The sequence below is a fragment of the Caballeronia sp. LZ001 genome, assembly GCF_031450875.1.
In the GTDB taxonomy this organism is placed as follows: domain Bacteria; phylum Pseudomonadota; class Gammaproteobacteria; order Burkholderiales; family Burkholderiaceae; genus Caballeronia.
Genome location: NZ_JARTVX010000003.1, coordinates 629,698 through 651,726, shown reverse-complemented (window position 1 = coordinate 651,726; position 22,029 = coordinate 629,698). Strand labels below are relative to the sequence as shown.

19 protein-coding genes and 2 pseudogenes are annotated in these 22,029 nt (G+C 64.3%); 8 read left to right on the top strand and 13 right to left on the bottom strand.

The window, feature by feature from the left end; genetic code table 11:
- Positions 1 to 2 precede the first annotated feature (2 nt).
- The 4 genes and pseudogenes from P9292_RS07430 to P9292_RS07415 all read left to right on the top strand — a co-directional run bounded on the left by P9292_RS07430 (position 3) and on the right by P9292_RS07415 (position 2,936).
- Positions 3 to 1,187, top strand: coding sequence for a lipid-transfer protein (locus P9292_RS07430; protein ID WP_309847925.1), 1,185 nt, complete (start codon positions 3 to 5; stop codon positions 1,185 to 1,187).
- Positions 1,188 to 1,215: 28 nt separating this feature from the next.
- Positions 1,216 to 1,656, top strand: a complete 441-nt coding sequence (locus P9292_RS07425; RefSeq protein WP_309847927.1) for a MaoC family dehydratase N-terminal domain-containing protein — start codon at positions 1,216 to 1,218, stop codon at positions 1,654 to 1,656.
- A 12-nt stretch (positions 1,657 to 1,668) separates the two neighbouring features.
- Positions 1,669 to 2,085: a MaoC family dehydratase gene (locus P9292_RS07420; protein WP_244830293.1), complete on the top strand. Its 417-nt coding sequence runs from the start codon at positions 1,669 to 1,671 to the stop codon at positions 2,083 to 2,085.
- A gap of 24 nt (positions 2,086 to 2,109) precedes the next feature.
- Positions 2,110 to 2,936, top strand: a pseudogene (locus tag P9292_RS07415) (SDR family NAD(P)-dependent oxidoreductase).
- An 81-nt stretch (positions 2,937 to 3,017) separates the two neighbouring features.
- Here the strand turns inward: P9292_RS07415 and P9292_RS07410 are convergent.
- The 12 genes from P9292_RS07410 to P9292_RS07355 form a co-directional block, all read right to left on the bottom strand.
- Positions 3,018 to 4,178, bottom strand: coding sequence for a CaiB/BaiF CoA-transferase family protein (locus P9292_RS07410; RefSeq protein WP_309958453.1), 1,161 nt, complete (start codon positions 4,176 to 4,178; stop codon positions 3,018 to 3,020).
- A gap of 160 nt (positions 4,179 to 4,338) precedes the next feature.
- Positions 4,339 to 5,895, bottom strand: coding sequence for a long-chain-fatty-acid--CoA ligase (locus P9292_RS07405; protein WP_309958452.1), 1,557 nt, complete (start codon positions 5,893 to 5,895; stop codon positions 4,339 to 4,341).
- 23 nt (positions 5,896 to 5,918) lie between these two features.
- On the bottom strand, positions 5,919 to 6,713 hold the full coding sequence (locus P9292_RS07400) for a crotonase/enoyl-CoA hydratase family protein (protein WP_309958750.1): 795 nt from the start codon (positions 6,711 to 6,713) through the stop codon (positions 5,919 to 5,921).
- 60 nt (positions 6,714 to 6,773) lie between these two features.
- On the bottom strand, positions 6,774 to 7,778 hold the full coding sequence (locus P9292_RS07395) for an acyl-CoA dehydrogenase family protein (RefSeq protein WP_309958451.1): 1,005 nt from the start codon (positions 7,776 to 7,778) through the stop codon (positions 6,774 to 6,776).
- Positions 7,779 to 7,803: 25 nt separating this feature from the next.
- Positions 7,804 to 8,961 carry an acyl-CoA dehydrogenase family protein gene (locus P9292_RS07390; RefSeq protein ID WP_309847944.1) on the bottom strand — a complete coding sequence of 386 codons (1,158 nt, stop codon included), beginning with the start codon at positions 8,959 to 8,961 and terminating at the stop codon, positions 7,804 to 7,806.
- Positions 8,962 to 9,054: 93 nt separating this feature from the next.
- On the bottom strand, positions 9,055 to 10,242 hold the full coding sequence (locus tag P9292_RS07385; RefSeq protein WP_309958450.1) for a lipid-transfer protein: 1,188 nt from the start codon (positions 10,240 to 10,242) through the stop codon (positions 9,055 to 9,057).
- A gap of 27 nt (positions 10,243 to 10,269) precedes the next feature.
- On the bottom strand, positions 10,270 to 11,409 hold the full coding sequence (locus P9292_RS07380) for an acyl-CoA dehydrogenase family protein (protein ID WP_309958449.1): 1,140 nt from the start codon (positions 11,407 to 11,409) through the stop codon (positions 10,270 to 10,272).
- 143 nt (positions 11,410 to 11,552) lie between these two features.
- On the bottom strand, positions 11,553 to 14,294 hold the full coding sequence (locus P9292_RS07375) for a LuxR C-terminal-related transcriptional regulator (protein WP_309958448.1): 2,742 nt from the start codon (positions 14,292 to 14,294) through the stop codon (positions 11,553 to 11,555).
- 315 nt (positions 14,295 to 14,609) lie between these two features.
- Positions 14,610 to 14,870, bottom strand: coding sequence for a helix-turn-helix domain-containing protein (locus P9292_RS07370; RefSeq protein ID WP_250511149.1), 261 nt, complete (start codon positions 14,868 to 14,870; stop codon positions 14,610 to 14,612).
- Entirely contained in the window at positions 14,867 to 15,844 is a 978-nt protein-coding gene (gene epsC, locus P9292_RS07365) for a serine O-acetyltransferase EpsC (protein WP_244830271.1), read from the bottom strand. Before epsC ends, P9292_RS07370 begins: the two co-directional genes overlap by 4 nt.
- Positions 15,845 to 16,031: 187 nt before the next feature.
- Positions 16,032 to 16,259, bottom strand: a complete 228-nt coding sequence (locus P9292_RS07360; RefSeq protein ID WP_244830270.1) for a hypothetical protein — start codon at positions 16,257 to 16,259, stop codon at positions 16,032 to 16,034.
- Positions 16,260 to 16,388: 129 nt separating this feature from the next.
- Positions 16,389 to 17,219, bottom strand: a complete 831-nt coding sequence (locus tag P9292_RS07355; RefSeq protein WP_309958447.1) for a helix-turn-helix transcriptional regulator — start codon at positions 17,217 to 17,219, stop codon at positions 16,389 to 16,391.
- Positions 17,220 to 17,317: 98 nt separating this feature from the next.
- Here P9292_RS07355 and P9292_RS07350 point away from each other — a divergent pair, with 98 nt between their 5' ends.
- On the top strand, positions 17,318 to 18,205 hold the full coding sequence (locus tag P9292_RS07350; protein WP_250494311.1) for an SDR family oxidoreductase: 888 nt from the start codon (positions 17,318 to 17,320) through the stop codon (positions 18,203 to 18,205).
- A gap of 138 nt (positions 18,206 to 18,343) precedes the next feature.
- Here the strand turns inward: P9292_RS07350 and P9292_RS07345 are convergent.
- Positions 18,344 to 18,797, bottom strand: a pseudogene (locus P9292_RS07345) (DUF2501 domain-containing protein).
- A 388-nt stretch (positions 18,798 to 19,185) separates the two neighbouring features.
- Here P9292_RS07345 and tauA point away from each other — a divergent pair.
- The 3 genes from tauA to P9292_RS07330 are packed head-to-tail and all read left to right on the top strand — an operon-like array spanning position 19,186 to position 21,862.
- A complete protein-coding gene (tauA, locus tag P9292_RS07340; RefSeq protein WP_309958446.1) occupies positions 19,186 to 20,217 on the top strand; it encodes a taurine ABC transporter substrate-binding protein in 1,032 nt (343 codons plus the stop codon).
- Positions 20,214 to 20,993 (top strand): ATP-binding cassette domain-containing protein, encoded by a 780-nt coding sequence (locus P9292_RS07335; protein WP_309958445.1) that lies wholly within the window; start codon positions 20,214 to 20,216, stop codon positions 20,991 to 20,993. Before tauA ends, P9292_RS07335 begins: the two co-directional genes overlap by 4 nt.
- A 50-nt stretch (positions 20,994 to 21,043) precedes the next feature.
- Positions 21,044 to 21,862: an ABC transporter permease subunit gene (locus tag P9292_RS07330; RefSeq protein ID WP_309958749.1), complete on the top strand. Its 819-nt coding sequence runs from the start codon at positions 21,044 to 21,046 to the stop codon at positions 21,860 to 21,862.
- The last annotated feature ends 167 nt before the right edge of the window (positions 21,863 to 22,029 follow it).

Genomic DNA, 22,029 nt, shown 5'->3' with positions numbered 1-22,029 from the left:
ATATGACTCGTAACGTCTTCGTCGCCGGCGTCGGCATGATCCCGTTCAAGAAACCCGGCACCAGCGACACCTACGACGTGATGGGCGCCGGCGCGGTTCGCCAGGCACTGGCCGATGCCGGGCTCGACTACGCCGACGTCCAGCAGGCCTACGCCGGTTACGTCTACGGCGATTCGACCTGCGGTCAGAAAGCGCTCTACCGCGTGGGCATGACCGGCATTCCGGTCATCAACGTCAACAACAACTGTGCAACCGGTTCGTCGGCGTTGTTCCTCGCCCGTCAGGCCGTCCAGAGCGGCGCGGTGGACTGCGCGCTTGCGGTCGGCTTCGAATTCATGCAGCCGGGCGCGCTTTCATCGAAGTGGAGCGACCGCGCACCGGCGCTCGAACGCGCGCTGGATCTGGTCAACGAACTGGTCGACCGAACCGATCTGCCGTCTGCCATCCGCCAATTCAGCGGCGCGGGCCGGGCGCACATGGAGAAGTACGGCACCCGCCTCGAAACCTTTGCCAGGATTCGCGCGAAGGCGAGCCAGCATGCGGCGCGCAATCCGCTCGCCGTGTTCCGCAATGTCGTGACGCCGGAAGACGTGCTGGCCTCGCCGATGATCTGGGAAGGCGTGCTGACGCGCCTGATGGCCTGTCCGCCGACTTGCGGGGCGGCTGCGGCGATCGTCGTGTCGGAGGCGTTCGCGCGGCGGCACGGCTTGCGCACCGACGTGCTGATCGCCGGCCAGTCTCTCACCACCGACGAGCCGAGCACTTATGACAGCCGCGACATGATCCGCGTGGTCGGCTTCGACATGACGCGCTCCGGCGCGAAGCTCGCGTACGAGCAGGCAGGCGTCGGTCCCGAAGACATCGACGTGATCGAATTGCACGACTGCTTCGCGCAGAACGAGTTGTTGACCTACGAGGGCCTTGGTCTGTGTGCCGAAGGCGATGCGGAAAAACTCGTCAACGACGGCGACAACACATACGGCGGCAAGTGGGTGGTCAATCCCTCGGGCGGGCTCTTGTCCAAGGGTCATCCGCTCGGCGCGACCGGCCTTGCCCAGTGCTACGAGCTGACCCATCAGATGCGCGGCACGGCCGACGAACGTCAGGTGGAAGGCGCGAAGGTCGCGCTGGCGCATAACCTCGGGCTCGGCGGCGCGTGCGTCACGACCGTGTACAAGGCCGCCTGATGCCGCGACTTCCGATGGAGTATCCGACATGATCGACAAGAAGCACATCGGCCTGGTGATTCCGGCCTTTCGTACCGTGGCCGAAGCGGGACGACTGCGCTTTTTCGCGAAGGCGATCGGCGAGACCAACCCGATCTATTTCGATGAATCGGCGGCGCGCGATGCCGGCCACCCCGGCCTGCCACTGCCGCCCACCTTCCTGTTTTCACTGGAACTCGAGCAGCCCGATAAAAGCTGGCGCGACGAGATCGGCATTCAGGTCACGCGCATCCTGCACGGCGAGCAGTCGTTCACCTATCACCGTCTGGCCTATGCGGGCGACGTGCTGCGCTTCGAGTGCCGCATCGCCGACATCTACGACAAGAAAGGCGGCGCGCTCGATTTCGTGGTGCGCGAAACGCGCGTGACCAACCAGCATGGCGAGCATGTCGCGGATCTGCGCAGCGTGCTCGTGCATCGCAACGGCTGAGGAGAAACCCGAATGACACCATTGAGTTTCGATGACATCGAGGTGGGCGACACACTGCCGCCGCTCACGCTGGCGCCCGTCGACCGCACGACGCTGGCGCTTTTCGCAGGCGCATCCGGCGATCACAACGCGGTGCACATCGACCTCGATTTTGCACGGCGTGCCGGCATGCCCGACGTCTTTGCGCACGGCATGTTGTCGATGGCCTGGCTCGGCCGCCTGCTGACGCTGTGGACCGACCAGCGCAATCTGCGGCACTTCGGCGTGCGCTTCGTCGGCATCACGCAACTGGGACACCGGATCACGTGCAGCGGACGGGTCGTCGACAAATCCGAGGCCAATGGCGAACGTCTCGTGAAGGTCGAGATCCAGACCACCAATCAATACGGCGAGCCGCGCGTCCTGGGCGACGCGTCGATCGCACTGTAGTTTCGTTTCATCAAGGAGATAGACATGGGTAAGCTCGACGGCAAGGTAGCGCTCGTCACCGGTTCCGGACGTGGTATTGGCCGCGCGATCGCGGAGAAACTGGCAAGCGAAGGCGCGCGTCTCGTGATCAACGACCTCGACGCCGAGCAGCGGCGCACGAAACGGTCGAGGTTTTGAAGAAGATGGGCACGCAGGCCGTCGCGGTCGTCGGCAACGTAAGCGCGCCCGACTTCGCCGACCGCTTCATCGGCACGGCGATGAACACGTTCAAGGGCATCGACATCATCGTCAACAATGCCGGCTATACGTGGGACGACGTGGTCCAGAAGATGACCGACGAACAGTGGTACGCGATCATCGACTGTCACATGACCGCGCCGTTTCGCATTCTGCGCGCCGCCTATCCGCATGTGAAGGCGTTGCATGCCGCCGACAAGGAAGCCGGGCGCGACGTATATCGCAAGGTCGTGAATATTTCGTCGGTATCGGCGCTCACCGGCAATGCCGGGCAAATGAACTATTCGTCGGCGAAAGCGGGCGTGATCGGCATGACGCGTGCGCTGAGCCGCGAGTGGGGGCGCTTCAACGTCAATGTGAACTGCGTGGCGTTCGGGCTGATTCACACGCGCATGACGAAGGCGGATGCGGATTCCGGCGCGACGGTCAGGATCGAAGGGCGCGATATTCGCGTGGGCGTGAATGCGGAGCGGCTAAAAGCGCATGCGATGAGCAATCCGCTGGGACGCGGGGGCACGCCGGAAGAAGCGGCTGGCGGCGTGTATCTGTTTTGCTCGCCCGAGTCGAACTACATTACGGGGCAGACGGTGGCGGTAGCCGGCAATCTGCAGTGATGCGGGCAGTGACATGAACGCGCAACGGTCCGGCTCGAAGCCGGACCGTTTTTTTTGCTACCGCGTATGACTCGGGCGGGCTCAGTCCTCTGCCTGAAAGCCGACCCCGTGAAGGCGCATGCGATCGATGGCGGCGTCGTCGAACCCCCAATCGTGCAACGCACGCAGCCCCCCTTCACCGCGTTGCGGCGCGGCGCGCGTGACTTTCGAAGGCGTGCGAGAAAAACGCGGTGCGGGTGCAGGCTGAACCACGCCAGCCACCTCGACGAAACTGCCGCGCGCCTGATGCTGCGGATGAGCCGGTGCTTCCGAAAAGCTCAAAACTGGCGCGACACACGCGTCGCTACCTTCGAACACGGCGCACCATTCATCGCGCGTGCGTTCGAGAAAGGCCGCCGAAAAGCGTTCGCGCAGAACCGGCCAGCCGCTGCGATCGTGCTGCTCCGGCAATTCCGCGTCCGCGAGGCCGAGCTTCGTGAGGAGTTCGGCATAGAACCGCGACTCGACCGCGCCGACCGTCATGTATTGACCATCGCGAGTGCGGTAGCTGTCGTACCAGGGCGTGCCGCCATCCAGCAGATTGCTCTCGCGCTCCTCGCGCCAGTTGCCCGAAGCGAGCATGCCCCAAAAGATCGAACCCAGTTGCGCCGCGCCTTCGATCATCGCGGCATCGACTACCTGACCTTCGCCGCCACGCTGAACGTCGAAGAGCGCCGCCACCACGCCCAGCGCGAGAAGCATGCCGCCACCGCCGTAGTCGCCGACAAGATTCAGCGGCGGCACCGGCGCTCCGTCGGCGCGGCCGATGCCGGACAGCACGCCGGACAGCGCGATGTAGTTCAGATCGTGCCCCGCGCGCGCGGCGAGCGGACCCGTTTGCCCCCAACCGGTCATGCGTCCATACACGAGTCGCGAGTTGCGCGACAGTGCGGCCTGCGGGCCGAGCCCAAGGCGTTCCATGGTGCCGGGCCGAAAGCCTTCGATCAGCACATCGGCGCGGGAAATAAGATCCAGCGCGGCTTCGGCCGCTTCGGGTTGCTTCAGATCCAGCGTGACCGAACGACGACCGCGCCCCGTGACATCCGCACGGTTGCCGTTGGTCTTCGGACCCAGATCGGCGTGCGGACGGGGCCGGTCGACTCGCAAGACATCCGCGCCCATGTCGGCCAGCAACATGGCGCCGAACGGCCCCGGACCGATTGCCTCGAATTCCAGCACGCGTACACCGCTCAAAACACCCATCGTCCCTCCCTTGTCGATTTTGCATGACGGTGCGTTCGGCGCACCGCGGTAGATCGGCTTCCGTCTTCCGGATGACGGCCTCGATTCAGTGGAAGTAAGCCAGAATGCAGGAGAAGCGGCACCCCTCTGGCCGGGTGGAAGGCTTCGCTGCCTGACTTCGTTAGTTGACGGCGCGCGCCCTGCCCGCCCAGTATGCCGCGCGGAGTTCGCGCTTGAGGATCTTGCCCGCGCCCGACAAGGGCAGCCGCTCCCGAAACTCGATCGTTCTGGGACATTTATAGCCGGCGATGAACGCGCGGCAATGCCTGCGTATCTCTTCTTCGCTGGTCGTTTCGCCGGGCTTGCACACGATCACGGCGTGGACCGCTTCGCCCCACATGTCATGCGGCACGCCTATCACCGCACACGCGGCGACCGCGCCGTGAAGTGCGATCACGTTTTCGACCTCGGCGGAATACACGTTTTCGCCGCCGCTGACGATCATGTCCTTGAGCCGGTCGACGATGTACAGATAGCCTCGGTCGTCCATATACGCGCCGTCGCCAGTATGCAGCCAGCCGCGACGTAAGGCCCGCGCGGTTTCCTCCGGCTTGTTCCAGTAGCCCGCCATTACGTTCGGTCCGCGCACGACGAGCTCCCCTACCGTGCCGCGCGGCACTTCCTGGCCGTGCACATCGACCACTTTCACCAGCAGTCCGGGCAGCCCACGGCCGATGGAGCGATAAAGGCCGCTCCTTCTCGCCGCGTCATCGTGATTGGCGGGCGGATTGACGGAGATGCTGGGACAGGCTTCGGTCATGCCGTACGAATGCGCCAGTTCGACACCCGGCAGGCATTCGATCACGCGATTCAGCAACGGCTCGGGAATAGGCGACGCGCCATAGGTGAGACGCCGCAAGCGCGACAAATCGGCTTGGGCAAAATCTGGGTGATTCAAGACGGCCTGGATCATCGTCGGCACGAGCAGGGTTTCGCTGACGTGCTCTTGATCGATTGCCTTCAAGACTTCGCGCGCGTCGAAGGCGGGAATGATCACATGCGCCTCGCCCGCAACGAACTGCACGAGCGCACGCCCCAGAGCCGCGACATGAAAAAACGGCGCGGCGTGCAGCACCGCGGTCCCGGCGAGCGGCGCCGATTCCGCGATTCGCATGATGCACGACGACCACATGTTCAGATGCGTCTGCATCACCCCTTTCGGAACGCCGGTGGTGCCCCCGGTGTACATGATGCAAGCGAGGTCGGCGCCGCTGCGACCGATGTCCTCCATCGGCGCGGCTGCCGCGATCAGGGCGTCGAACGACAGCATGCCGTCCGGCGCCGCGCCATCGCCTGCGTGAACCAGTATTGGAACGGTTCGCACGAGGCGGCATACGTCGCGCGCGGTCTCGAGGTGCTGGTCATCCACGATCAGGATGCGCGTGTCGCAATCGTTCAACGAATAGGCGATCTCCGCGGCGCTCCAGCGAATATTGACGGGATTGAGCACGCCGCCGCCCCACCAAACGCCCATCGCATACTCGAGGTAGCGATCGGAATTCAGCGCCAGCATGCCGACCCGCTCGCCCTCCGTCAGGCCGAGTTCGACCAGAGCCGACGCAAGCCGCGCGACGCGATCGCCGAACTCACGAAAGGTCCGCCTGCGCCCTTTGAACGATACCGCCGTCCGGTCCGGGTTCTGCCGAAGCGAGCGATGAAGGCCCTGAGTCAACTGCATGCTGTCTTCCCTCCGCCGGCGCGTTATCCGTTGAACGACGGCTGCCGTTTGTCGATGAAAGCGGACACAGCTTCGCGGTGATCGTCCGTTTGATGAGCCAACGCCTGATAAGCCGCCGACATTTCCAGCAGCGTGTCGAGCCGGCAATGCATGCCTTCGCGCAGCAGCCGTTTGGCAAGGCGCACCGCATGCGGCGGATTGGCCGCGATGTCCTCGGCGAGGGCGCGCGCGGTCGCAAGCAGCGTGTCATGCGCAACGACGCGCGATACGAGATTCCATTCGAGCGCCTGCTGGGCGCCGATCACCCGGCCGGTGAAGATCAGTTCCGCCGCCCGCGACAGCCCGATGATGCGTGGCAGGAGCCACGCGCCACCATCGCCGGGAATGATGCCGAGCCGGACAAAACTTTCGGCGAACTTTGCGTGTTCCGACGCAATGCGTATATCACACATGCAAGTGAGATCCAGTCCGGCGCCGATTGCCGCGCCATTCACCGCCGCGATGACAGGCACTTCCAAATTGAAGAGCGCGAGTGGCAACTGTTGAATGCCTCGCCGGTACTCCTGACGGATCTCCATGCCTGACATGGACCCCGATGCATGCCGCTCCATGTCATGGACGTTGCCGCCCGAAGAGAAGGCCGTTCCGGCACCGGTCAGGATCACGGCCCGCACCGAGCGGTCCGTCTCGATCCGCCTGATCGCGTCGAGGAATTCGTCCACCGCCGTGTTGCCGGTCAGCGGATTGCGGCGCTCGGGCTCGTTCATCGTCAGCGTGACGATATGACCGTCCTGCTCGTACTTCAGAAAGTCGTTCATGGAATGTCCGGTCGTTATTAGAAGCCGTCGTCTCAGGCCGTTTTGTTTCAGGCCCGTCACTCAGGCCGTTTCGAGCGGCGCGGTTCGTGCGAAGTCGGCGATCGTGGGGGTCATCCGCGCGAGCGCCGCCTCGCCGACTACGCAATTCCAGTACGCCTCGGAACCGTCGGCCATGCGCCATTTGTGCAGTCGGCGCGTATAGAGCTGCAGGTCGTACTCCGCGGTCACGCCGATAGCCCCGTGCAGCGCGTGAGCGGTGGACGCCACCAGCGGCACCGCCATGCTGGTGCGCGCCTTGGCGATCGCCGTCGCGAGCCGCGCCGGCACAGGGCCGGCGCCGGAAAACGCCAGTTCGGCTGCAATTGCCGCCGCGCTCGTGTGCTGGGCCATCACACTCAACTGATGTTGCACCGCCTGAAACTTGCCGATGGACTTGCCGAATTGAGACCGGTCGTTGCAGTACCGAAGCGTCATGCCGAATACGCGATCCATCGCACCGGAGATGGCTGCCGCGTGAATGGCCGCGCTGAACAGAGGCACTTCCCCGCCGCTTCGACCGAGCGGCGCGGAAACGCGGTCGCCGCGCCATGTCAAGGTTGCGCACAGGCTGCCCCGCACGCCGCCCGGCTCGCGTGCGGCATGGTTCGCGTCGAGCAGAAGCAGAGCGCCATCGAGATTCGCGAGCACATATTCACAGATGGTCCCGAACGGCGTGGCGGGCGCCTCCAACGATTGGTGCTCATCGTCAAGGCGTCGGCAGCGGCCCGCCAGCGTGATCATGCCGGCTGGAGCCGCAATGCCGCTCTCGCGCAACAACGCCCGCGCCGCGATGCTCTGCGCCACCGGCGCGGGCGTGGCGAACCGCCCCAGCGTGACGAAGACAGACGCGAGCGCGGACAGCGCAAGCCCGGCACCGCCTGCGCTTTCCGGCGTCAGCAGTTCCAGAAAGCCGGCTTCTTCCAGCGCAGCCCAGATGGCCGAGGGCGAGCCACCGTTTTCGATGGCCCTGATGGCGTCCGGAGTCGCGTAATCACGCAGAATGGCCTCGATTGCTTCCGTGAACATGGGAGTCTTTCCTGATGCATGAGAATTAGCGCAAGCCCAGGCCGCGCGCGATCATGCCGCGCAGCACTTCGCGCGTGCCGCCGCGCAACGAGAATGCAGGGGAAACCTGACTGAGATAGGCCAGCGTCCGATACAGCTCGGGTGCGATGGACCGTGCCGGATCGGCCGTGATCGCGGCTTCCAGCAGCGCGGGTATGGTCTGCTCGAACTCGGTGCCGATGTCCTTCACCAGGGCGGCCTCGACCACGGGGCTCTCGCCGCGCACGAGCCGCGCCGTCACCGCGATGGACATGCAACGCAATGTCGCCAGTTGCGCGACGAGGCTGCCAAGCAAAGCAAGGTCAGCGGGTTTCGCGCTCTCTCTTCGCAAATGGGCGACCCAGCTATCGAGCAGCACGACGCTCGAATAAAGCCGCTCCGGGCCGCTACGTTCGAACGCGAGTTCCGCGGTCACCTGTTCCCAGCCTGCGCCTTCCTCGCCGATCAGCGCTTCGTCGTTGAGGAAGACATCGTCGAAGGTCACTTCGGAGAAGTGCGCGTCGCCCGTGAGGTCCACGATAGGCCGCACAATCACGCCCGGCAACGCGAGATCCACGATGAACTGCGACAAACCCTTCTGGCGATCCTCCGGCGCTCCCGACGAACGCACGAGCGCGATCATGTACTGACAGTGCTGTGCATTGGTCGTCCAGATCTTGCGGCCGTTCAGCCGCCAGCCGCCTTCACTGCGTACCGCGCGGGTTCGCACGCTGGCGAGATCCGAGCCCGCGTTGGGTTCGCTCATGCCGATGCAGAAAAACGCCGACGCGGCGCAAATGCGCGGCAGGTAGAAGTCCTTCTGCGCCTGCGTTCCGTAGCGCAGGATCAATGGACCGCTTTGCCGGTCCGCGATCCAGTGCGCGGCCACCGGTGCGCCAACGGCAAGTAATTCTTCCACCAGCACGAACCGTCGAAACGCATCCATTCCCGCGCCACCGTAACGCGTGGGCAGCGTGAGCCCTACCCAGCCGCGCGCGGCGAGCCGACGGCTGAATGCGGCATCGAAGCCCATCCATGAACGGGCGCGGACGTCGGCCGCGGCGTGCGGCAGATGTTCCGCGATGAACTCCTTCACTTCCGCGCGGAAGGCTTCGGCCTCGACGGGCAACGCCGTTAGATGAAAGGCATCCAGCAGATTACTCACGTCTCGCTCCCCGTGTTTGCATGACAGACGTCCGATGAACGGCGCCCGTGTTCGAAGTGCGAAGTCGAATGCATGGTCACGCTCGAAGCCGCGTCAGTTCGTGCCGTAAAGCGTGACCACGCACGCACCGCCCAACCCGAGGTTGTGCTGCAACGCATGCCGCGCGCCCTCGACCTGACGCCGGTCCGCGCTGCCGCGCAACTGATGCGTGAGCTCGTAACACTGCGCAAGCCCCGTCGCGCCCAACGGATGTCCCTTCGATAGCAGCCCGCCCGACGGATTGACCACGACCTTGCCGCCATACGTGTTGTCGCCGTCCTTGACGAATTTTTCCGCGCCGCCTTCCGGACAGAAGCCCAGCGCCTCGTAGCAGATGACTTCGTTGTGCGCGAAACAGTCGTGCAGTTCGCATACGTCGATATCTTCCGGTCCGACACCCGCGTGTTCGTACACTTTGTTGGCCGCCGAACGCGTCATATGCGTGCCGACGTAATTGAGCATCGACGGCGGATCGAACGAAGCGGGCGGATCGGTGGTAAGTGCCTGCGCGACGATCCGCACGTCGTTGCGCAGCCCGTGCTTCTTCGCGAAACGCTCCGACACGAGGATGGCGGCAGCGCCGCCGCACGTTGGCGGGCATGCCATCAGGCGCGTCATCACACCGGGGATCAGCACCGTATCGTTCATGACGTCTTCGGTGCTGACCTGCTTGCGAAACAGCGCCAGCGGATTATTGGCGGCGTGACGGCTCGCCTTGGCGCGCACGGCGGCGAACGTTTCCATCGTCGTGCCGTGACGCTTCATGTGTTCACGTCCCGCGCCGCCGAAGGTTCGCAACGCCTGTGGAAGATGCGCGAGATCCGCCGTCAGGCCATGCATGATCGGCACGAACCGTGCGCGCGTGACCGGGCGGTCGTCCCAGTGCGACTTCAGCGCGCCCGCCTGCATCTGTTCGAAGCCGAGCGCCAGCACGCACTCGGCGTCGCCCGTGGCAATGGCCTGACGCGCGAGATAAAGCGCCGTCGAGCCCGTCGAACAGTTGTTGTTGACGTTGACGATCGGGATGCCCGTCATGCCGACTTCGTACAGTGCGGTCTGGCCGCAGGTGGAATCGCCATAGACGTAACCGGTAAAGGCCTGTTGCACGAGGTCGTAGGGAATGCCGGCGTCGGCGAGTGCGCGGCGCGTCGCCTCCGCTCCCATTTCGATGTAACTCTGGCTCGCGCCCGGCTTGGCGAATTGAATCATTCCGACGCCTGCCACCAGCACTTTTTCGCTCATGATGTTTCCCGCCAATAGTAGGGATGCTTACAGTTTTCTGGAGATCAGGTCGCGCAGCACTTCGCTGGTGCCGCCGAAGATGCGCGTCACCCGCATGTCGGCGAACGCGCGCGCGATCGGATACTCGAGCATGTAGCCGTAGCCGCCGTGCAACTGCACCATCTCGTCGATGCACTTCCACATGGTTTCGGTCGCGAACAGCTTGGCAATGGCGGCTTCCTGCAAGGTGAGCCTGCGCTCCATATGCTCGCGGAGGTAATAGTCCACCAGCGTGCGTACGGCCACCGCTTGCGCCTTGACATCGGCCAGCTTGAATTTCGTGTTCTGGAAGTCCCACACCGTCTGATTGAACGCGCGGCGATCCTTGACGTATTGCAGCGTGAGCTCCAGTTGGCGTTCGAGTTTCGCCGCACTGTAGATCGCGATGATCAGGCGCTCCTGCGGCAGTTCTTCCATCAGGTGGATGAATCCACCGTTTTCCTGACCGATCAGATTGGTGACGGGCACGCGAACGTCGTCGAAAAAGAGTTCGGCCGTGTCGGCGGCGGCCTGACCGACTTTCTCCAGCTTGCGACCGCGCCGAAAGCCCGCGCGGTCGGTCTCGACCATGATGAGGCTTACGCCTTTTGCGCCCGCGGACGGGTCAGTTTTGCAGACCGCCACCACCATGTCGCAATTCAGGCCGTTGGATATGAAGGTCTTGCTGCCGTTGATGATGTAGTCGTCGCCGTCGCGGACCGCCGTGGTGCGGATGGACTTCAGGTCGGAGCCCGTGCCAGGCTCGGTCATGGCAATGGCGAGAATCTTCTCGCCGCGACAAATGGGCGGCAACCAGTTGCGTTTCTGCGCCTCGGTGCCGAGACGCACGATGTACGGCGCGGTGATGTCCGAATGCACGGAATAGCTGAAGCCCGACACGCCAGCGCGATGCAGTTCTTCCGCCACGATGGCCGAGTGCCCGAAGTCGCCGCCGCCACCGCCGTATTCTTCCGGCACGGTCACGCACAGCAGTCCTTCGCGGCCCGCTTTCAGCCAGGTCTCACGATCCACGCAACCGGCCTCGTCCCATTTGGCCTGACGGGGCAGGCATTCCCGCTCGAAAAAACGCCGCGCGGTTTCGCGCAGCATTTCATGGTCCTCGCGATAGACATTACGCTTGACTTCCACCGAACACTCCTCATGACGGATTGTCGCGGCCCACGCATGCGGGAGCGTGCCGCTTCGACAAGGTCATTCTGCGTCGGGAACGGGTGGAACGAGCCCACCCGCGTAGGGTGGAAAGCACGGGAAAGCGGGCAGCGAGCGCATGGTCAGCCGGCGTTCAGATCGCGCATTCTGGCGACAGCGCCATCGCGGCCGGTTACGTCGAGCTTTCGATAGATATTTTTCAGATGCCATTTCACGGTGTCGAGCGACACATCCATGACGCGCGCTATTTTCTTGTTCGGCAGCGCGAGCGCGAGCAGACTCAGCACCTCGCTCTCGCGTTCGCTCAACAGATCGCCCGAGGCCTGCGAACCGCTCGCCCCGGCAGGGACGCGTGCGCGTGCTTTCCCCGCATTCACGAGACGCTCCGCGTAGAACGCCAGCACGGGATCGAAGTGCGGGTCCGACACGACGACGTCGAGCATCGCCTGCGAGTCGCCCGCGCCATCGAGCACGCTGCGCATGAGTCCGAGGCGATGGCCCACGCGCAACGCCTCGGTCAGATGCTCGCGGGCGCGTTTGTCGTTGCAACGGCCTTGCTCCGCGATGGCCAGCTGCAGGCGCAGGCTCGCCACGCGGCTCCACCGCCCGCCCGCCTCGGACAACGCGGCGAGCGGCTTCAGACGCGCGACGGCGCCGTCGAAATCGTTCTGATGCAGACACATGGCGATACGGGCAAGACCGGCGCATACGCTGATTTCCCACGCCGTGCTGCGCACCGCGCCCGAGTAACGCACGGCGAGCGCCTCCAGCCGTGACAGCGCGGCATCCGCTTCGTCGACCTGGCCGTCGTCCAGCAGCCAGCGCGAACGCCAGTGCAGCGCGCAGGCGAGCAGCCGGTCGACCTGGCGGCGCGCCGCGTAATCTTCGAGACGCGTCAGATAATCGAGCGCTTCGCCGCGTCTGCCGGCCAGCCAGTGAGCGCCGGCCAGCACGGTCAGCGCGCGCAGTACGGTGTCGGGAATGGACACTCGTTCGAGCAGGTCGATGCGGTTCTCCAGCAGCGCGAGCGCGGCCTCGACATCGTTCAGTTCGTAAAGCGCCTCGCCCAGCAGCGCCGCCGACATGCACGCAATACCGATATACGCCGCGCCTTGCTTGTCTGCCTCGCTCAGCACCTCGCGCAGAACGCGCTCCGCGAGCAGCACCTGTCCTTCGGCGGCGTGCGTCATGCCGCCCATGCATCGGCCGAGCAGGATGCCGCGCGGCGCGCCTTCACGCGACGCACCTTCTTTCAGCACCTTGCGCGCCTCCGCGTACTCGCCGCGATGGATGAACATCCACGAGAGAATGTTGCTGCGCCCGGCACGTGTGAAGGCGTCGGCGTCGGACGGCACGCGCTGCAATTCCGGCAGCAAGGCGGCCACGGAGTCGGTATCGTCGCGCTGCAGTGCCAGTCCACCCCGCAACACGGCAAGCGCATACCGCTCGCGCGGGCCGGACCGCTCGCTGCGCCGTGCAATCTGCCGAATGCCCTGCTGCAGCGCATCGGTTTCGCCGGCATACATTTGCAGATACGCCTGCATCACGAGGAGATCGAAGCGCGCCGCCACCTGTCCCGGCGGAAGGCGGCGCATGAGGCTCGCGAGCTGCCGCAATTCGCCGCGCGCGAGCAGCGTGTGAGCGAATCCCTCGACCATATTGGCGGCTGCCTCGCTGTTTCCCGCAAGCACGGCATGTTGAACTGCCTCGTCCATGTGACCGTGCGCATCGAACCAGTGCCATGCCGCTGCATGAAGCTCACGTTGCGCCTCGTCTGGCAGACTTGCCACGCGGTTCAGCAGGACGCTGCGCAACAACGGATGCAGGCGGTACCACGCATCGCGCTCCTGTTCGGGGGCGACAGACGTGACGAACAGATTGTCTGCCTCCAGGCGAATGAGTTGTGCGGCGATATCGTCGATGGCGACACCAAAGACGCCGGCTTGGTCCAGCAGATCAGCGCAGAGCGGCGCGCAGAAGCGGCCGCAGAGGGCCGCGTGGGTGAGCAGGAGCACATCGTCGCGGGGCAAGCGGGCCAGCACCTCGCGTTCGAAGTAGCCCACGAACGCCGCGCCGTCGCACACGCTCGCTGGCGCAAGCGGAGCCCCGCGTCTGGCTTTGAGGTCGTTCGCGAATAACTGGAGGCCGGTCGCCCAGCCGTCGGTGAGTTCGTGCACGACCTGTGCGTCGCGCTTGCCGATCCGGCCGGACTGCTCGCGAAGAAAACGCTCCGATTCCTCGGCGGAGAAACGCAAGTCCTGCTGATCGAACTCCGTGGTCAGACCTTGCGCGCGCAATCGCGCGAGCGACAGCGGCAACGGCCGCCGCGAAGTCAGTACCACATGCAGTTGCGGCGGCGCGTAGTCGATCAGCCATCGCAACGCCTCGAAGATGCGCGCGTCCCTGAGATGGTGGACATCGTCGAGCATCAGCACGAGTTCGCGTTTGTGGCGGGCGACACCCCGCACGAGAGCGATGACCCAATGTTCCACGGCAAGTTCGTCGCCATCGCGTGCGGTGAGGCGTTCCGCCATGTCGACGATCGACCGGTCCACCAAGGCGAGACTCGCGAGCAGACCGGCGAAGAATATGCGCACCTCGTCGTCCGCAGGCGCGAGCGACAGCCATGCCACGTCGAAGTCGAGCGTCAGAAGGGAGTGCCGCCACGCCATGAGCGTGCTGGTCTTTGCGCTTCCGGCCGGCCCGTGAATGACGATGCAGCGCTGGCGCCGTGCGTCGAGCAGGCGGGCCAGCAAGGCGCTTCGTGGCATCAACTGACGTGCGCCGCGTGGCGGTACGAACTTGTGCGCCACACACACGACAGACACGGGGGATTCGACTGCGGTTTCGCCAAGATCGGACATGCTGGACTCTGCAAGCGGGGCCGTGATTCGTCCCGATTGTAGGACCCGGTCGATGCATTCCGAAGGCCTCTTACGACCACCCACCCGATTCGGGTGGGTTGGCGAGCCGGCCACCCTACCCCGATGGCCACGCATGCGGCGACGGCATCGGCGGATTCATCGACGCGCGGCCTTTGTTCCGAATTGAGATCGTCTTGAGGAGCGGCCCGCCGGGACGGCCAAGCGCGATGCTGCCGCAGGCTTACGAGACACTTCAAAAGAAGCGTCTGTGCATGCATCGCACGCAATACGGCCGATGAACCCGACGCGCCCGCGTCACTTCGCCGATGGCGTGGACTCCGATATCAGCGACGCCAGATCTCCACGCGACGCGCCGAAAAGACGCCCCGCCGGCACATTGAACGCTTGCGCGATCTTGTCGAGCGTCACGATGGAAGCGATGCACGTCCCACGTTCTATCTCGCCGACATAGGAGCGATTGAGCCCCGCATATTCGGCGAGTTGTTCCTGCGTCCAGCCGAACGACTCGCGCAACTCGCGCACGGTCGCGCCGAAGTGACGCACGACCGTGCTCATGGCGTGACCTGTTCGGCTTGCGGCGCGCGCTTGGGCGTTTGCACGACCGTTTGGGTCGGCGTCTGCGCATGCGACACCGCCGCGCTCTGCGAAAGCGCCTGCGTCACGTAGCTTCCCGGCGCGACATCGTGCGTGAGCCATACGTTGCCGCCGATCACCGCGCCTTGACCGAGCGTGACGCGGCCCAGAATGGTCGCGCCCGCGTAGATGACGACATCGTCTTCCACCACGGGATGCCGTGCGAGTCCTTTCTCCAGATTGCCTGCGGCATCGCGTGGAAAGCGTTTGGCGCCGAGCGTCACCGCCTGATAGATGCGCACGCGGTCGCCGATCACCGTCGTCTCGCCGATCACCACGCCCGTGCCATGATCGATGAAGAATCCCGCGCCGATCTTCGCGCCCGGATGAATATCGATGCCCGTCTCGCTATGCGCGAGTTCCGCGACGATGCGCGCGAGCAAAGGCAACTCCAGCCGGTACAACTCATGCGCGATCCGGTGATGAATCATCACGAGAATGCCGGGATAGCAGAGCAGCACTTCATCGACGCTGCCCGCCGCCGGATCGCCCTGATAGGCCGCGAGAATATCGCTGTCCAGAAGGCTCCGAATGCGCGGCAACGTCTTTGCGAAGGCCTTCACCGCGGTGCTCGCGCGTGCGTCGATGGCCGCATCGTCGCGCGGTGCGTGACGCGCCTTGTATTGCAGTTCCAGCTTTGCTTGCACGAGAAGCCCTTGCAGCGCGAAGTCGAGCGCATGGCCCACGTAAAAGTTCTCGCTTTCCTGACGCAGATCGGGCGGTCCGAGCCGCATTGGAAAGAGCGCGCCCTTCATCGCGCCGACGATATCGGTCAGCGCCTCGCGCGCCGGAAGTTCGCGCCCGCCCGGTTCGAGCGATCGCCGCTGCACTTCCCGCCATTGCTGGCGCACCGTCTGAAGCGACTGGACGATGTCATCGATATCGAATACGGCCACGGTTGCAGTCCTCTATGTTTGAAGCTCGACGTCTTGGTCACCTGACAGTCGCCCGACAAAAAGGCAACCGTCTATAGCCATCAATCCCGACTATGCGAGACATGACGGGAAAGTGGAACCAAGCAAAATTCATTTGCATAGAAGATGGTGCGGATGGCGCGGCGCGGCGCCGCGGTGAAGATTGCTGCTAGCGCCTGAGCGCCGCAAACCGCTTGTTGCGCTGGTCGATCCACATCCGCGCCCAGCGCAACGCATACGCGACCGCGTGATCCGCCTCGAAGAAGTAATCGAGTGCATCGAACGTGAACGACGAGCCGTGCGGCGACACCTTGTTCTCGATAGTCAGGTTTGCCGCGAACAGGCCGCTCGGCATGGCATGGGCAGACGGTGCCACGTCGTATCCCTTGTATCGCATGGAGGTCTCCGTTTATGCGCGTGCGGACCGTAGCGTCCGCGACGTTTTTATCCTAGTACGCGCGCCATGCCGCACCAACGAAGCCTTTGGTCTTAGCAAATTCGCATCGCGCTCACTTGGATAGGATCGTTACGCCTTCGCGGCAGCGAGGACCTTGACGCGCGCGGCTATCTCCGGGTCCATTGGCGTGTAGACGATCATGCCGAGATCGGGCCGGCCATCGACGGAAAATGCGGAATACTCCAGCTCGATCTGACCGAGCACGGGATGAAGCAGGCGCTTGATGCCATTGCTGTCGCCGTGGTTCAGCACATCGTTGTCGCGCCATAACGCCTCGAATTCCGGGCTCGCGCCGCAGAGTTCGTCCACGAGTTCGCTCACCTCGGAAGCGAGTCCGGCACGCGCCACATCCGCTCTGAACGCGCCCACGACGAAGCGCGCGACGCTTTCCCAATCGTGCTGCTTGGCCCTGACCGTGGGATTGCGAAACAGGAACTGCAGGATATTGCGCTCGCCGGGCGGCAGCGTGCCGTAGTCGGTCAGCACGACAGCGGCGGCGCGGTTCCACGCGACCACATCCCAGATGGCGGTCTTGATGATTGCCGGACTCGCTTCGAGCGAATCGAGCAGGCGTTGCAAGCGGGGGTGAACGCCTTCGAGCGATTTGTAGCGCACTTCGGGCGGCCGCCCGAGGCCCAGCATGAAGAGATGCTCGCGTTCGGTATCCGTCAGCATCAATGCGCCGGAGATGCGGTCGAGCACTTCCGCCGATGGCGCGCCGCCCCGCCCTTGTTCGAGCCACGTGTACCAGGTCGGGCTGATATGCGCGCGCTGCGCGACCTCTTCCCGGCGCAGGCCGGGCGTTCGTCTGCGCCCGGAATATCCGAAGCTCGCCGGGTCGAGCCGCGAGCGACGGCTCCTCAGGAAATCGCCCAGCGATCGTGCCGTGTTGACTGACATGAAGACCCTGTTAGTCGTTTTACCATGATGAAGTCACTACTTTAACGGGATAAGAAACGATCGGATAGTAAGCGGGTCACGACCAGGGAGCTTTGACCATGCGTATTTTTCTGACAGGCGCGACCGGTTTTATCGGCTCGGCCCTCGTTACCGAACTCATTCGCGCCGGGCATCAGGTGCTCGGCATGACGCGCTCCGATGCGGGTGCGCAAACGCTCGAGAAAGCGGGCGCCGAGGTTTATCGCGGCACGCTGGAAGAGCCGGACAGTCTCGTCGCTGGCGCGGCGCAAGCAGACGCCGTCATCCACACGGCTTTCGATCACGACTTCTCGAGGTTCATCGAGAACTGCGAGAAGGACAAGCGCGTCATTGCCGCGCTCGGCTCGGCGCTCGAAGGCTCGGACCGGCCGCTCGTCATCACGTCGGGAACCGGGATGGGCGGTGGCGCGCATGGCGAGGCGGCGAGCGAGGATGTGTTCAACGCGAGTCATCCGAACCCGCGCATCGCGTCGGAACTCGCGGGTCATGCGTTGCTGGACGCGGGCATCAACGTCTCGGTCGTGCGGCTGCCCCAAGTCCACAATCCGTTCAAGCAGGGACTCATTACGCCGCTCGTCGAGGTCGCGCGGAAGAAAGGCGTATCCGCTTATGTCGGCGATGGCCAAAACCGCTGGCCGGCGGGTCATCTGTCGGATGTCGCGCGGCTTTATCGGCTGGTCGTGGAAAAGGGCGAACGGGGCGCGCGATATCACGCAGTGGGTGAAGAAGGCGTCAGCAGCCGGGAGATCGCCGAGTCGCTGGGACGAGGCCTGAAACTGCCGGCCGTTTCCATCGCGCCGGAGGAAGCCGCCGCGCATTTCGGATGGATGGCCATGTTCGTCGGTCTGGATATGCCCGCATCGAGCGCGTTGACGCAGGCGCGGCTCGACTGGCATCCGACCGGGCCGACGTTGATCGCCGATCTGGACGAGGCGCGGTATGTTTAACGCTTGAACGCGCGGCGCGGCGCCTCGGCATGAGAGCGCTGCGCATCGCTTTTGGATCGCTTAAGCGGCGGTGGAGCGTCTTCGACGCAAACATCGAGGACGCTCTTGCGGAAGCGTTCCATTGCCGACGTCAAACCGTCAACCACCCAGCAACGACTTGCCTTGCGACAGTATCTTGTCGCAGACCTGCTTGGTAATCTGCTCCTTGAGCCCGCCGCCGCTCAGATCGACCTTGCCGCTGCCGCTATTGAGAATGCCCTTGGAGCCGTCGGTGTATCCGCTATCGCTCGTCGATGCACCGCCCGGCAGCTTGCTCATCAAGCCGTCCTTGACCGATGAAGCGCCACCGCCGAGGTAGTTGTTCTTGATGCAATACTGGAGCACGCCGGCTGACGTTGCCCGTGCTGTTCGATGTCAGCGATTGCAACGACATCCCGCTGCCCAGACTGCCGAGGCTGCTCAGTCCGCCACCGGCTCCGCTATTGCCCCCCTGATTGAGCAGATTGCCGAGCTGCGCATGCGCGGCGGGGAAATACGCGAGCGTCGCGGCGAGCATCGTAGCGGCCAGGGTGGAACGAGTGCGTGAGATCATGCGAGCCCTCTCTTCGTTGAAAACATCCTCCACTATAGTGCGTTTCGAAGAAGCGGCGACCCGGACTCGAACCCTTCGATGAAACAGTGCTCGCGAGATCGAGCAATGCACGCGCGCCACGCGTTCAGACAAGCTTACGGAATGTCGACCCGATGCGCTTGCCTAAACGGTCCGACTTGTCGAACTGTGCGATCGGCTCGTGCATGCGGAGCGCATCTTCGAACGTCGGCGCCAAGTGTCGCGCCGTTTTTTACGCCGCGCATCAGGGTGCGGTTTCGATGAAGACCAAAGCAGTCGCGATGTGATTTGCTACGCATAAAACATTGGTAGCCGCGGCACGTGAAGTGCCTATAGTCGAAGGCTTTACAACGACCTTAGCGCCTGCTCCATGAAACACACGACCCGTCGTCAACTCCTCGCCAGCCTCGCCTCTTTTGCACTTGGAACCGTCGTTCTCGCACCGATGCACGCGCGCGCGGAGACACGCGAGGTCGTCATCGGCTATCAGGACATGGTCGTGCCGTGGCGCTATGCGCAGGCAAGCGGCGCGGTCGAAAAGGCGACCGGCTACAAGGTCACGTACCGCAAGCTGGGTAGCGGCGCGGACGTGATCCGCGCGCTGGCATCCGGCTCGATACAAGTGGGCGAAGCAGGGTCGAGCCCGATCGCGGCCGGACTGTCGCAAGGCGTCGATCTCTCGCTCTTCTGGATTCTCGACAACATCAACGACGCTGAAGCGCTCGTCGTGCGCAACGGCTCCGGCGTGACGAAGCTCGCTGATCTGAAGGGCAAGACGCTGGGTCTGCCGTTCGTATCGACCTCGCATTTTCATGCGCTCGTGGCGTTGCAGCAGGCGGGCGTCGATCCTTCGTCGGTGAAGATCGTCAACCTGCGGCCGCCTGAAGTGGCGGCGGCGTGGGAACGCGGCAATATCGACGCGACCTACATCTGGGACCCGGTGCTCGCCAAGGTCAAGCAGAACGGCAAGGTGCTCGTGACATCAGGCGAAGTTGCGAAGGAAAGCGGCAAGGCGACCTTCGATGGCTTCGTCGCCTCGCGCAAGTTCGCGCAGGACAACGCCGCGTTCATGGCGGGTCTCACCAAGGTGCTCGCCGATACCGACGCGCAATACCGCGATCACAAAGCCGACTGGACCGCCGGTTCGAAACAGGTCGAGGCCGTGGCGCGAGAGTCCGGTGCAACCGCCGCCGACGTGCCCGCGAGTCTCTCGCTCTACGCCTTTCCAAGCGCGAGCGAACAGGCGTCGCCCACTTGGCTCGGCGGCGGCCAGCAGTCAGGCGCTGCGAAGTCGCTCACGGCCACCGCACAGTTCCTCAAGCAACAAGGCACGATCCAGAACGTCCTCGCTGACTATTCGACGGGCGTCGATCCGCGCTTCGCGCAGCAGGCCGCGAAATGACTTCGCTGTCCATCCGCAATCTCGGCGTCACGTATGAAGGCGCGAGCGCGCCCGCGCTCGAGGGCGTCGATCTGCAAATCGGCAGCGGCGAGTTCGTCGTCGCGCTCGGCGCTTCCGGATGCGGCAAGACCACGCTGCTCAATTGCCTTGCAGGCTTTCTCGATCCAACCGAAGGCGAAGCGTCGCTCAACGGCGAGCCGATTCTCGGGCCGGGCGCGGAACGCGGCGTCGTGTTCCAGAAGTACGCGCTCATGCCCTGGCTCGACGTGCTCGACAACGTCGCGCTCGGCTTACGCTTTCGCGGCGTCAAGCGCGACAAGCGTCGCGAGATCGCGCGCCGCACGCTTGCCCTCGTCGGCCTCGCGCAATACGAGCACGCGAAGGTCTATGCGCTGTCGGGCGGCATGCAGCAGCGCGTGGGCATCGCGCGGGCGCTCGCCAGCGATCCCGAAGTGCTGCTGATGGACGAACCGATGGGCGCACTCGATGCGCTCACGCGCGAAACCGTGCAGGAACTCGTGCTCGATGTCTGGGCGCGCACGCAAAAGACGGTGTTTTTCATCACGCATAGCGTGGAGGAAGCTCTCTTTCTCGCCACGCGTCTCGTCTTGATGACGCCGGGTCCGGGCCGTATCGAGGACGTGCACGAACTGCCGTTCTCGCGCGAGTACGTCGCGAATCGCGATGCCCGCGCGGTGAAGGCATCGCCCGCGTTCATCGAGTGGCGCGAGCGTCTGACGCGGCGATTGCATCGTCCTGTCACGGAGGCCGTGTGACGCAGCCCGTTCAGGAGGCCCGCTTCGCTCCACCCTCGGAAAACGCGGCAGTGCCTCGCGCCCGGCGCGCGAAGCGTGGCAAGCGCTATCGCGGCATGCCGGGCGCAGGACCCACCGCGATGCCGAGCACGTTATGCGTCGTGGCGATCGCCGTGCTGTGGTGGGCGACCACGCATTTTCACTGGTTGCCACCGCTTTTTCTGCCGTCGCCCGAGGCCGTGTGGCGTGCTTTCATCGATGCCGTGCACGGGCGCATTCAGGGCGGTCTGCCGCTATCGGAGCATCTGCTGTGGAGCGCGATTCGCGTGTTCGGCGCGTTCGCGCTCGCGGTCGTGACGGCGGTGCCGGTCGGCATTTTGATGGGCGTGAGCCGGATTGCGCGCGGCGTGCTCGATCCGCCTCTGGAGTTTTACCGGCCGCTGCCGCCGCTCGCTTATCTGCCGCTCGTCGTGATCTGGTTCGGTATCGATGAAACCGCGAAGATCGTCGTCATCTGGCTCGCGTGTTTCGCGCCGATCGCCATGGCCGCGCGCGCGGGCGTGCGCAGCGCGACCACCGAGCAGGTGAACGCCGCGTGGTCGCTCGGCGCGAGCTTCCGGCAAGTGGTGCGGCATGTCGTGCTGCCCGCCGCGTTGCCCGAGATTCTGACGGGCTTGCGCATAGCGGTCGGCTTTGGCTGGACCACGCTCGTCGCGGCGGAAATGGTCGCGGCTAACGCCGGTCTCGGACAGATGGTGCTGAACGCGTCGAGCTTTCTGCGCACCGACGTAGTGGTGATGGGCATCGTGCTCATCGGTGCGATTGCGTGGATCTTCGACTTCGGCATGCGCGCGCTGGAACGGCGGCTCGTGCCGTGGAAAGGGCGTTGAAGGCGCGCCTTCCACGCAATCATCGCAGCGAAGACAAGCGCGATGCGTTCCTCAAGCAGTCGTCGAAGCGCGTTTCTCGATGGACTGCGGCGGTCACAAGGCAGCTTCGCGAACCGAAAGACATCGTTCTCGAAGGCAAGGCGCGATTGCCTTCCTTCGCGAACGAC